Origin of the sequence: Rathayibacter sp. AY1F3 (genome assembly GCF_002931975.1) — a bacterium.
In the GTDB taxonomy this organism is placed as follows: domain Bacteria; phylum Actinomycetota; class Actinomycetes; order Actinomycetales; family Microbacteriaceae; genus Rathayibacter.
The window spans coordinates 25,223-37,205 of the sequence record NZ_PSVF01000028.1 but is presented as its reverse complement, the minus strand read 5'-3'; the positions used below and the strand labels follow the sequence as shown (position 1 = coordinate 37,205).

Here is an 11,983-nt window from a genome sequence, read left to right as displayed (position 1 = left end):
CGGCGGGAGCGGGAGCCGGGGCCCGGGGGGCGGCGGGCTTCTCGGGGGCCGGGGCGGGCTCGGGCTCGGCCGGGGCGGGAGCCTCGGCGTCGCTCTCGGCGTCCACCGACGGGGTCGCCTCGTCAGTGGCCTCGGTCTCGGCGGCCTGGACCTCGGGGGCCTCCTCGGCGGGAGCCTCGGGCTCGGACGCCGACGCGGCTCCGGAGCCGTCTCCGATGCGCACCAGCTCGGCGCCGACCTCGACGGTCTCGTCCTCCTGGACGAGGATCTCCTCGATCACTCCCGCGACGGGCGACGGGATCTCGGTGTCGACCTTGTCGGTCGAGACCTCGAGCAGGGGCTCGTCCACCTCGACGCGGTCCCCGACGTTCTTCAGCCAGCGGGTGACCGTTCCTTCCGTGACACTCTCTCCGAGTGCCGGGAGGCTGACGGATTCGCTCATGAGCCTGTCTCCTTAAGACGCTTGTGTTTCGATGTCCAGCTTACTGATGCGGAAGCGGCGGGTCGCCGCACCGCAGTGGTTCTACAGGGCGTGCAGCGGCTTCCCGGCCAGAGCGAGGTGCGCCTCGCCGAGCGCCTCGTTCTGAGTGGGGTGCGCGTGCACGAGGGGCGCGACGTCCTCGGGGTGCGCCTCCCAGTTCACGATGAGCTGAGCCTCGCCGATCAGCTCGCCGACGCGGGCTCCGACCATGTGCACGCCGACGACGGGGCCGTCGACCAGGCGCACGACCTTCACGGAGCCGGTGGTCCCGATGATCGTGCTACGGGCGTTGCCGCCGAGGCCGTAGTCGTACACGGCGACGCGCTCGGCGCCGTACTCGGCGATCGCGCGGGCCTCGCCGAGGCCGACGGAGGCCACTTCGGGGTCGCTGTAGGTCACCTTCGGGACGTTGACGTCCCTGACGACCTGCGGCCCCAGACCGGCGATCTCCTCCGCGACGAAGATCCCCTGCTGGAAGCTCCGGTGCGCGAGCTGGAGCCCCGGCACGATGTCGCCCACGGCGTACACGCCGGGGACGGAGGTCTGCAGGCGCTCGTCGGTCAGCACGTAGCCGCGGTCGAGGCGGACCCCGGCCTCCTCGAGGCCGATGCCCGCGGTCACCGGGCCGCGGCCGACGGCGACCAGCAGGATCTCGCCCTCCACCGTGGCGCCGCTCTCGAGCGACACGGAGACGCCGTCCCCGCTCTGGGAGACCGACGCGACACGGGATCCCAGCTGGAAGGCGATGCCCCGCTTGCGGAAGGCGCGCTCCAGCTGCTTGCTGACGCTCTCGTCCTCGTTGGGAACGAGGTGGGGGAGGGCCTCGACGATCGTGACCTCGGCGCCGAACGAGCGCCAGACGCTCGCGAACTCGACGCCGATCACTCCGCCGCCGAGGACGACGACGCTCGCGGGAACGTGGTCGAGCTCGAGAGCCTGGTCGCTCGTCAGGATGCGGCCGCCGATCTCGATCCCGGGGAGGGTGCGGGAGGCGGACCCGGTGGCGACGACGACCGACGCGCCGTGGAGCACGTGCTCACCGACCGTCACGGTGCCCGGCGCGGTGAGGCGGCCCTCGCCCGTGACGACCGTGATGCCGCGCGAGGACACGAGGCTCTGGAGCCCCTTGTACTTGCCGGCGACGACGCCTTCGCGGTAGCGCGTGACGCCCGCCATGTCGATCCCGGTGAAGCTCGAGAGCACGCCGTACTTCTCTCCCTCGCGGGCGCCGTCCGCCAGCTCGGCGGCGTGCAGCAGGGCCTTGGTGGGCACGCACCCGCGGTGCAGGCAGGTGCCGCCGAGCTTGTCGCGCTCCACGAGCGCGACGCTCATCCCGAGCTGCGTCGCCCGGAGGGCCGCCGCGTACCCGCCGCTGCCACCTCCGAGCACGACCAGGTCGTAGCGCTCTTCCGACACCCAGTGACTCCCTCGCGACGTGCGGTCCCGCTTCCCGGCCGACCGGCTCCGGCGCTGAGCGCCGAGCGGATCGGGAGGGGGGACGAGGCGGGATCTCCCGCCCCGTCGACCCTACTACGCGCTCGCGAAGCCCTCGGCCAGGGCGATCAGCGCGCGCACCGAGACCCCCGTGGCGCCGGCTCCAGTGAAGCCGTAGCCGCCGCCTCCGTTGCTCGAGGGGCCGGCGATGTCGAGGTGCGCCCACGGGATCGTGGTCGCGTCCTCGCCCTCGCCGCGCTTCCCGACGAACTCGCGGAGGAAGTGGCCGGCGAGGAGCATGCCGCCGGCGGTGTTGCCCGGCTTGACGTTCGCGATGTCGGCGATGTCCGAGTTCAGCAGCGGTCGCAGCTCCGCGGGGAGGGGCATCTGCCAGAAGGGCTCTCCCGCCGCGCGGGCGGCGTCGAGCAGGCGGGAGACCAGCTCGTCGTCGCCCAGAGCGCCGACGGTGCGGTTGCCGAGGGCGACCACGGAGGCGCCGGTCAGCGTCGCGACGTCGATGATCGCATCGGGCTGCTCCTCGCTGGCGGCGACGAGGCCGTCGGCGAGCACCAGCCGGCCCTCGGCGTCGGTGTTCAGCACCTCCACCGTGGTCCCGCCGCGCACGGTGAGCACGTCGTCCGGGCGGATCGCGGTCCCGGAGGGGAGGTTCTCGGCGATGCAGAGCCAGGCGGTCGCGCGGAGCGGGAGGCCGAGCTCCGCGATGGCGCGCACGACGGCGTACACGGTCGCCGCGCCCGCCATGTCGGTCTTCATCCCGATCATCGAGGCCGGCGGCTTGAGCGAGAGTCCGCCGCTGTCGAAGGTGATGCCCTTGCCGACCAGGGCGAGGTGGGTGCTCGCGCCCTCGGGCGCGTAGGCGACCTTCACGAGGCGGGGCGGGCGGGAGGAGCCGCTGCCGACTCCGAGGATGCCGCCGAACCCCTCCTCCGCGAGGGCCTCCTCGTCCCAGACGGTGACCTCGAGCGGCAGTCCCTCGGCGCCGGTCTGCACGGCCTCGGCCAGCGTCTGCGGGTAGAGGTGCGACGGGGGAGTGTTGACGAGGTCCTTCACCGTGCCGACCGCGCGGCCGAGCACGAGCGCCCGGTCCAGGACGGCGGGGTCGGCCGACTCGCCGCCGCCCAGCAGGACGACGTGCTCGACGGGCGCCTTCGCCGCGGCGGCGGTACTGCCGCGGAAGGCGGTGAAGGAGTAGGAGCCGAGCGCGGCGCCCTCGGCGACTGCGGCGAGCGTGCCGTCGGAGCCGGCCGGGAGGGAGAGGGCGACGGAGGCGGACCCCGCGAGCAGGCGGACGGCGGCGCCCGCGGCGTTCCGCAGCGCGGTGTCGTCGGGCTCCGCCGAGCCGAGTCCGACGAGGACGATCACTCCGGCACGGACCGAGGACGGCACGCGCACGAGCGTCTCGGCGGCGCCGGTCGCGCCGAGCGCGGTCAGCGCGGGGGCCAGCTCCTCGAAGCCCTCCGCGCCGACGAGCCGGGGACCGTCGGGTCCCGGGGCGACGCCGAGGACGAGGGCGTCGGTGTCGATGTCGGAGGCGGGAACGGTCGAGTACTCGAGAGAGGAGAGGGGCATGGCGGCAATGCTAGGCGCTGTTCGCTGAGGGCTCAGCGGACCCGGCCGGGGCGCCGGGACCCCCGTTTAGACTGGACGCATGCTGGATCCGGAAGACCTGTTCGAGATCGAGGGCGACCTCTCCGAGATCCCGCGCGGGCTGCACCTCGTCGCGGGCCTGACGGGCTCGGCCGACGCCGGGGGAGCGGTGGGGCAGCTGGGGGAGTACCTCTTCGAGACCCTCGAGCACCGCGAGGTCGCGGTCTTCGACCAGGATCAGCTGCTCGACTACCGGGCCCGCCGCCCCATCATCACGTTCGACCAGGACCACCTGGCGGACTACCGTCCGGCGATGCTCCGGCTCTCGCTCGCGCACGACGAGCTGCACCAGCCGTTCCTCCTGCTCACCGGCTTCGAGCCCGACTTCCAGTGGGAGCGGTTCACCCGCGCGGTGGTCTCCCTCCTCGAGCGGCTCGACGTCGCCTCGACCACGTGGGTCCAGGCGATCCCGATGCCCGTGCCGCACACCCGGCCCGTCGGCGTCACCGTGAGCGGGAACCGCGAGGACCTGATCGAGGCGATGTCGGTCTGGAAGCCGCACACGCAGGTGCCCTCGAACGTCCTCCACCTGCTCGAGCTGCGCCTCTACGAGCGCGGTCTGACCGTGGTCGGCTTCGCGCTGCTCATCCCGCACTACCTGTCGGACACCGAGTACCCGCAGGCGGCGGTCGCGGCGCTCGAGAGCATCTCGGCGTCGACCGGCCTCATCTTCCCGACGGACCGCCTGCGCGAGAGCGGGCGGGAGTTCCTCGGCAAGGTCGACGAGCAGGTCGGCGGCAACGACGAGCTGCAGAAGCTGGTCTCGGCCCTCGAGGCGCGGCACGACACCTACATGGAGGGGACGAGCCTCCGCTCGCCGCTCACCGACGAGGACGGCTTCGTGCCCAGCGCCGACGCGATCGCCGCCGAGCTCGAGAAGTTCCTCGCGATCCGCCGCCCGGGCGAGGAGCCCACCGCCTCCTGAGCGGCCGTAGGATCGGACGAGTGCGTGATCGTCGAGCCTGGTTCGTCTTCGGTGCCGGAGCGTTCGCCTACCTGGTCGCGGTCCTGGACCGCACGACGCTGGGCGTCGCAGGAGTGGACGCCGCGGAGCGGTTCGGGGTGGCCGCCGCCGTCCTCTCGTCGCTCGCCGTCGTCCAGCTGATCGTCTACGCCGGGATGCAGATCCCGGTCGGGATTCTCATCGACCGGTTCGGCCCGCGGACCCTGATCCTCTCGGGCACGGCCCTGATGATGGCGGGCCAGGTCGTGGTCGCGATCGCGCCGGGCATCGGCGTCGCGATCGTCGGGCGGATCCTGCTGGGAGCCGGGGACGCCGCGATCTTCACCTCCGTGATCCGCCTCACGGTGACCTGGTTCAGCGGACCGATCGTTCCTCAGCTCTCGCAGTGGATCGGCAACATCGGCCAGGTGGGCCAGATCCTCTCCGCACTCCCGTTCGCGGCGATCCTCCACACGTTCGGCTGGGAGCCCGCGTTCCTCAGCGCCGCCGGCCTCGGGGCCGTGTCCTTCCTCGGCGTGCTCCTCCTGGTCGCCGACGTCCCGCCGCGCACCGAGCCGATCACGGTGGTGCCTCCGACGCTCCGGGCGACGATCGCGCAGCTCGGAGTGAGCCTGCGCCGGCCGGGGACGCAGCTCGGCTTCTGGTCGCACTTCGTCACGCAGTCCTCCGGCACGGTGTTCACGCTGCTCTGGGGCTACCCCTTCCTCGTCTACGCGATCGGCCTGCCGCCGACCGTCGCCGCGCCGACCCTCACGATCGTCGTGATCGCGGGGATCGTCGTCGGGCCGGTGCTCGGCGTCCTGACCGCTCGCCACCCCATGCGCCGCAGCAACCTCGTGCTCGGGATCGTCTCGGCGATGGCGGTCGCCTGGACCGTCGTGCTGCTCTGGCCAGGCGTCCCGCCGTACTGGCTCGTGGTGCTGCTCCTGATCGTCGTCGGAGCGGGCGGCCCCGGCTCCATGATCGGGTTCGACTTCGCCCGCACGTTCAACCCCTCGCGGAGCCTCGGCGCGGCGAACGGAGTCGTGAACGTGGGCGGGTTCCTGGCCAGCTTCACGATGATGTTCGCGATCGGCCTGATCCTCGACGCACTGGCCGGTCCCGGTGCCTCCTCGGAGCAGACCTACTCGCTCGAGCACTTCCGCCTGGCGTGGTGCGTGCAGTACGTGGTGGTCGGCGCCGGAGTCGTCGGACTCGTCGTCGCGCGCCGCCGGACCCGCCGCCGCCTGGCCGAGGACGAGGGAATAACCGTGGCCCCTCTCTGGGTTGCACTGAGTGACCGGATGCGCCGCGGCCGCGCGGGGCGCTGACGGTCGTCCCCGTCGATCCGTCCTTCTGCAGACGCGATGTCCCAGCGGAACGGCCCGGATCCCGCCGGATCGAGCCCCACTCGCACCGCACCGCACGGCTGCACTACTCAGACGTGCAATAATTGTCAATAGGACCCGTTCGGGTCGAGGAGCACCAGGCCCACGTCGGGCGTGCGACGTCCTCGACTTGACATGGGTCCTCGTAATGCCCACCGACGGACGACGCCTTCCCGCGCCGCCCGCCCCCGGGACGCAACGGATGGAGAGGTGCCGCCATGGCCACCAGAGCTACCAAGACCGCAACGCTCGACGCCGTCGACGACGACGTGACGACGACCACCAAGAAGCCCGCGACGCGCAAGCCCGCGGCGAAGACCACGGCGGCCAAGACCACCGCGGCCAAGACGACCCGCTCGCGCGCCACGACCAAGGCCGCCGCTCCCGCCGACACCGAGGAGGAGCCGACCGACGCCGTCGAGCCCGACGAGGCGGCGGAGGAGGAGGAGACCGAGGTCGTCGCCGAGGACACCGAGACCGACGCCAAGGACGACGCGGAGACGCCGGAGGCCCCGGCCGCCGCTGCCGTCGCCGCTCCGGCCGAGCCGCTCCCGAGCGGTGCGCTCGTCCTGTCGTTCGGCGGAGAGGACGACGAGGTCCCGGTCTACTCGACCGCGATCACCGGTGCCACCGCCGACCCGGTCAAGGACTACCTGAAGCAGATCGGCAAGGTCGCGCTCCTGAACGCGGCCGAGGAGGTCGAGCTCGCGATGCGCATCGAGGCCGGCCTGTTCGCCGAGGACAAGCTCGCCAACTCGACCGACCTCAGCCCGGAGCTCGTCCGCGAGCTGCGCTGGGTCGCGAAGGACGGCCAGCGCGCGAAGAGCCACCTGCTCGGAGCGAACCTCCGGCTCGTCGTCAGCCTCGCGAAGCGCTACACCGGTCGCGGGATGCAGTTCCTCGACCTCATCCAGGAGGGCAACCTGGGCCTCATCCGTGCGGTCGAGAAGTTCGACTACACCAAGGGCTTCAAGTTCTCGACCTACGCCACGTGGTGGATCCGCCAGGCGATCACCCGCGCGATGGCCGACCAGGCCCGCACCATCCGCATCCCGGTGCACATGGTCGAGGTCATCAACAAGCTGGCCCGCGTGCAGCGCCAGATGCTCCAGGACCTGGGCCGCGAGCCCACGCCCGAGGAGCTCTCGCGCGAGCTCGACATGACCCCTGAGAAGGTCATCGAGGTGCAGAAGTACGGGCGCGAGCCGATCTCGCTGCACACGCCCCTGGGCGAGGACGGCGACAGCGAGTTCGGCGACCTCATCGAGGACACCGAGGCGGTCGTCCCGGCCGACGCCGTGGGCTTCACCATGCTGCAGAAGCAGCTGGAGTCGCTGCTCGACTCGCTCTCGGAGCGCGAGGCCGGCGTGATCCGCATGCGCTTCGGCCTCGGCGACGGCATGCCGAAGACGCTCGACCAGATCGGCGACACCTTCGGCGTGACGCGCGAGCGCATCCGCCAGATCGAGTCCAAGACGATGGCCAAGCTCCGCCACCCGTCCCGCTCGCAGTCGCTCCGCGACTACCTCGAGTAGGCCGGTGATCCGCTACGCGCCGGCGGTCCTCCTAGGGAGGGCCGCCCGGTTCGCCGCGCGGGTCCGGAAGCCCGGCGGGGGATCCGCCGTGCCCGGACTCGTAGTGAACCGCGTCGCGCCCGGATTCCTGCCCGCGGTGCTCGACGGGTTCCGGGACGGCCTCGTGGTCGTCACGGGATCGGCGGGCAAGTCGACCACGACCAAGATGCTGGTCGCGGTGCTCCGCGCGCACGGGCTCCGGGTCTTCACCAACCCGTCGACGGCCAACATCGCCCAGGGGCTGACCTCCGCGCTCCTGGAGCGGGCGGACCTCCGCGGACGGATCGACGCCGACATCGCCGTCCTCGAGATGGACGAGGGTCACGGCGCGCGCCTCGCGCCCCGGATGCGCCCCCGCGTCGTCCTGCTGACGAACGTGGTGGTCGACCAGATCGACCGCTTCTTCGATCCGGCCATGGTCGCCCGGATGCTCGGCACCATCGCCTCCCGCGCGACCGGTCCCGTCGTGCTGAACGCCGACGACCGCCACGTCGCCGATGTCGCGACCTCCCTCCCCGACGAGCGGATCCGCTGGTACGGCGTCTCCTCCTCCGTCCGCGACTCCGCGTCCGGCGGTCTCGGCTACGCCGCGGAGGCGGAGGCCGGGACCGACCGTGCCACCACCGTCGTCGAGAGCACGACGGGAGCGGCCGCGCGCATCGTCAGCGACGGCGACCCGCTCGAGGTCCGGCTCCCCGCGCGGGGCGTCCACTACGCGGTCGACGCCGCGGCGGCCGTCTCCACGGCCCGCGCCGTGCTCGCCGAGCGCTTCGACCCGGCCCTCGCCGCCTCCGCGCTCTCGAGCATCGACCCCGTCTTCGGGCGGGGCGAGATCGTCACCGTGCGCGGCCACGAGGTCGAGTTCGTCCTGGTTCAGAACCCGGCGAGCTACCGCCTGAACATCGCGGAGATCCCCGAGGGGACCGAGCAGATCATGCTCGCGATCGGCTCCGACGTCCGAGACCCCTCCTACTTCTGGCCCGTGGACACCTCCGTGCTCGGGCACGTCCGTGTCGTCTCGGGGTCGAAGGCGCACGAGGCGGCGCTGCACCTTCGCTACGACGGCGTGCGCGTCGACTCCGTCGACGAGGACCTGGGTCGCGCGCTCGACGCGTTCCTCGCTCTGCCGACCCCCGCCTCCGGCCGGAAGACCATCGTCTTCTCGGCCGATTCGATGCGCCGCACCCGTGCGCACCTGCAGCTCGTCACCAACCGCGAGGAGACCGCGTGACCACCCTCCGCATCGCCGTGCTCGCTCCCGACGTCCTGGACAGCAACGGCGACGCGGCGAACGCCCGGGTCCTCGCGGCTCGGGCGCGCTGGTCGGGCGTCGAGGCGGAGGTGGTGCCGCTGGTGACCGCCTCCGACGCCGAGGTCCGTCCGGACGTCCTGGTCGCCGGGACGGGAGCGGACGAGGACCTCCCGGGCGTCCTGGCACTCCTCCACGAGATCGCGCCGACGCTGCGGGCCTGGGTCGACCAGGGCACTCAGGTGGTCGCGGTCGGAGCCGGCTGGGAGATGCTGGCCGGTTCGATCAGCACGGCCGCGGGCGGAGCCCGGGGGATCGGACTGTTCCCCGGAGACTCGGTCACGGGCGAGCGCGCGACCGACGACCTCCTCGTCGAGACGCCGGGCGGCGTCCTCGTCGGCTTCGAGAACCACGAGCGCCGGATGACCGGGATCCCGCTCGAGCACGCGGTCGGCCGAGTGCTGCACGGCACCGGCGACGGCGCCGGCCACGAGGGCTACGCGGTAGGAGGCCTTCTGGGCACGCACCTGCACGGCCCCGTCCTCGCGAAGAACCCCTCGCTCGCGGACGCGATCCTGCGGCGCGCCCTCGGCGACGCCTACTCCCCGTCGGACGAGCGTCTCCGCCTGGTCGATGAAACGGCACGAGCCGCTCGCGAAGTGATCGCGAAGCGGCTCGGTGTCGGTCGGTAGGGCGCTGACGCGCCGTCCGGGCTGATCGGGGACGCGCTAGGGGCGCTGCTCCTCGAAGAGCCGGGCGGACTCGTCGTGCCAGCTCTGGGCGATGCTGGAGAGCTTCTCCTGGTACTTCTTCCCGTGGTGCGCGCAGAACAGCAGTTCTCCGTTGTTCACGACCACTCGGATGTACGCCTGGGCACCGCAGCTGTCGCAGCGGTCGGCGGCGGAGAGCTGGTGGGCACCGGCGAGCTCGTCCACGCCGTTCTGGGTTGCTGTGGTCGACATGACTTGGCCTCCTGCACTCGTTCTTCGATCTCTGCTTAGTGGAACCCATCCAAGCACGCGATTGTTTCCGCACGGAGTCGATCGGTCGGCATTTCGCTCTGCGCGTAGGGGCCCCGCGCCGAGCGGCCATCGTGCTGTCGTCGGGTGCCGCGCCACCGCGGCCGGAGCGGTTCCCGAAAGTAGACTGGGCGGATGGCCTCCACCGACTACAACGCCCGCCACCTCTCCGTCCTCGAGGGTCTCGAGGCGGTCCGGAAGCGGCCCGGCATGTACATCGGATCGACCGACTCGCGCGGCCTCATGCACTGCCTCTGGGAGGTCATCGACAACTCCGTCGACGAGGCGCTGGCCGGGCACGGGACCGAGATCAGCGTGCTCCTGCACGCCGACGGCAGCGTCGAGGTGCGCGACCGCGCGCGCGGGATCCCGGTCGACATCGAGCCGAAGACGGGGCTCTCCGGAGTCGAGGTCGTGTTCACGAAGCTGCACGCGGGCGGCAAGTTCGGCTCCGGGTCCTACGCGGCGTCCGGCGGTCTGCACGGCGTCGGCGCCTCCGTGGTCAACGCGCTCTCGGAGCGCCTCGACGTCGAGGTCGACCGCAACGGCCGCACCTACCGGATGTCGTTCCACCGGGGGGAGCCCGGGCGCTTCGCCGACGCGGGCGAGCCCACCCCCGACGCTCCGTTCACGCCGTTCGAGAACGGGTCGGAGCTGACGGTCGTCGGGAAGGTCGCCAAGGGCGTCACCGGAACGCGCGTGCGCTACTGGGCCGACCGCCAGATCTTCACGAAGGGCGCCTCGTTCCAGACGGACGACCTGGTGACGCGTGCCCGGCAGACCGCGTTCCTCGTCCCCGGCCTGACGATCGAGATCGTCGACGACCGGGCGGACGAGCGCCGCGCCGAGATGTTCCGCTACGACGGCGGCATCTCGGAGTTCGTCGAGTTCCTCGCCCCCGACGCCCCCGTGACCGAGGTGCTGCGCCTCACCGGCTCCGGCACCTTCACCGAGACCGTGCCGGTGCTGACCCCCGGCGGCGCCATGGTGCCCACCGAGGTGGAGCGCACCTGCGAGGTCGACATCGCCCTGCGCTGGGGCACCGGCTACGAGACGGTGATGCGCAGTTTCGTGAACATCATCTCGACGCCCAAGGGCGGGACGCACCAGACCGGCTTCGAGCAGGGCCTGCTGAAGCTGCTCCGCTCCCAGGTGGAGGCGAACGCCCGCCGCCTCAAGGTCGGCTCGGACAAGCTCGAGAAGGACGACGTCCTCGCCGGGCTCAGCGCCGTGCTGACCGTGCGGCTCCCTGAGCCGCAGTTCGAAGGCCAGACGAAGGAGGTGCTGGGCACGCCCGCCGTCCGCGCGATCGTCGCCTCCACCATCGCCTCGACGCTGGGCGCGGTGTTCTCCTCGACGCGCCGCGAGGACAAGGCGCAGACCTCCCAGCTCCTCGAGAAGGTCGTCGCCGAGATGAAGTCGCGGATCTCGGCCCGCGCGCACAAGGAGACGCAGCGCCGCAAGAACGCGCTGGAGTCCTCCTCCCTTCCGGCGAAGCTGGTCGACTGCCGCAGCAGCGACGTCGAGAACAGCGAGCTCTTCATCGTCGAGGGCGACTCCGCCCTCGGCACCGCCAAGCTCGCCCGCAACAGCGAGTACCAGGCCCTGCTGCCGATCCGGGGGAAGATCCTCAACACGCAGAAGGCGAGCATCGCCGACATGCTCTCGAACGCCGAGTGCGCCTCGATGATCCAGGTGATCGGAGCCGGCTCCGGCCGCTCCTTCGACCTCTCGGCCGCCCGCTACGGGAAGATCATCCTGATGAGCGACGCCGATGTCGACGGCGCCCACATCCGCACCCTGCTGCTCACGCTCTTCTTCCGCTACATGCGGCCGCTCGTCGAGGCGGGGCGCGTCTTCGCCGCCGTGCCTCCGCTGCATCGGCTCGTGGTGATGAACGCGGGGAAGAAGCCGAACGAGACGATCTACACCTACTCCGAGAAGGAGCTGCAGAGCGTGCTCGCGGCCCTCGGCAAGGCGGGCCGCCGCTACCAGGACCCGATCCAGCGCTACAAGGGGCTCGGCGAGATGGACGCGGACCAGCTGGCCACGACGACCATGGACCGCTCCCGCCGCACCCTCCGCCGGGTGCGGGTCGCCGACGCGGAGAACGCCGGCCGGGTGTTCGAGCTGCTGATGGGCAACGACGTGGCACCCCGCAAGGAGTTCATCGTCCGCGGGTCCGAGTCGCTGTCGCGGGACCGCATCGACGTCTGAGCCGCGGGGC

10 protein-coding genes are annotated in these 11,983 nt (G+C 71.8%); 6 read left to right on the top strand and 4 right to left on the bottom strand.

The annotated features are described in order from the left end of the window. The 3 genes from C5C39_RS14255 to C5C39_RS14245 form a co-directional block, all read right to left on the bottom strand. Window positions 1-442, bottom strand: a 442-nt coding sequence (locus C5C39_RS14255; RefSeq protein WP_308471215.1) for a biotin/lipoyl-containing protein, incomplete at its 3' end; no start/stop codon positions are given. A gap of 81 nt (window positions 443-523) precedes the next feature. Next, window positions 524-1,897: a dihydrolipoyl dehydrogenase gene (gene lpdA / locus C5C39_RS14250; RefSeq protein WP_104353678.1), complete on the bottom strand. Its 1,374-nt coding sequence runs from the start codon at window positions 1,895-1,897 to the stop codon at window positions 524-526. A gap of 114 nt (window positions 1,898-2,011) precedes the next feature. Next, complete coding sequence (locus tag C5C39_RS14245) at window positions 2,012-3,505, bottom strand: leucyl aminopeptidase (protein ID WP_104353677.1); 1,494 nt, start codon at window positions 3,503-3,505, stop codon at window positions 2,012-2,014. A 79-nt stretch (window positions 3,506-3,584) separates the two neighbouring features. Between C5C39_RS14245 and C5C39_RS14240 the strand changes: the two genes are divergently transcribed. The 5 genes from C5C39_RS14240 (at window position 3,585) to C5C39_RS14220 (ending at window position 9,429) form a co-directional block, all read left to right on the top strand. Beyond that, window positions 3,585-4,508 carry a proteasome assembly chaperone family protein gene (locus tag C5C39_RS14240; protein ID WP_104328689.1) on the top strand — a complete coding sequence of 308 codons (924 nt, stop codon included), beginning with the start codon at window positions 3,585-3,587 and terminating at the stop codon, window positions 4,506-4,508. A 20-nt stretch (window positions 4,509-4,528) separates the two neighbouring features. After that, window positions 4,529-5,857: a nitrate/nitrite transporter gene (locus tag C5C39_RS14235; protein WP_104222120.1), complete on the top strand. Its 1,329-nt coding sequence runs from the start codon at window positions 4,529-4,531 to the stop codon at window positions 5,855-5,857. A gap of 275 nt (window positions 5,858-6,132) precedes the next feature. Next, window positions 6,133-7,449 carry an RNA polymerase sigma factor gene (locus C5C39_RS14230; RefSeq protein ID WP_104232561.1) on the top strand — a complete coding sequence of 439 codons (1,317 nt, stop codon included), beginning with the start codon at window positions 6,133-6,135 and terminating at the stop codon, window positions 7,447-7,449. Window positions 7,450-7,537: 88 nt separating this feature from the next. Continuing rightward, window positions 7,538-8,719: a Mur ligase family protein gene (locus tag C5C39_RS14225; protein ID WP_146083948.1), complete on the top strand. Its 1,182-nt coding sequence runs from the start codon at window positions 7,538-7,540 to the stop codon at window positions 8,717-8,719. Then, window positions 8,716-9,429 (top strand): type 1 glutamine amidotransferase, encoded by a 714-nt coding sequence (locus tag C5C39_RS14220; RefSeq protein WP_146083947.1) that lies wholly within the window; start codon window positions 8,716-8,718, stop codon window positions 9,427-9,429. The genes C5C39_RS14225 and C5C39_RS14220 overlap by 4 nt, the downstream gene beginning before the upstream one ends. A 36-nt stretch (window positions 9,430-9,465) precedes the next feature. On the opposite strand, the gene C5C39_RS14215 is transcribed toward C5C39_RS14220, so the two are convergent. Next, entirely contained in the window at window positions 9,466-9,699 is a 234-nt protein-coding gene (locus tag C5C39_RS14215; protein WP_068212876.1) for a hypothetical protein, read from the bottom strand. A 192-nt stretch (window positions 9,700-9,891) separates the two neighbouring features. Between C5C39_RS14215 and C5C39_RS14210 the strand changes: the two genes are divergently transcribed. Next, window positions 9,892-11,973 (top strand): type IIA DNA topoisomerase subunit B, encoded by a 2,082-nt coding sequence (locus tag C5C39_RS14210; RefSeq protein ID WP_104353674.1) that lies wholly within the window; start codon window positions 9,892-9,894, stop codon window positions 11,971-11,973. Window positions 11,974-11,983 lie beyond the last annotated feature (10 nt).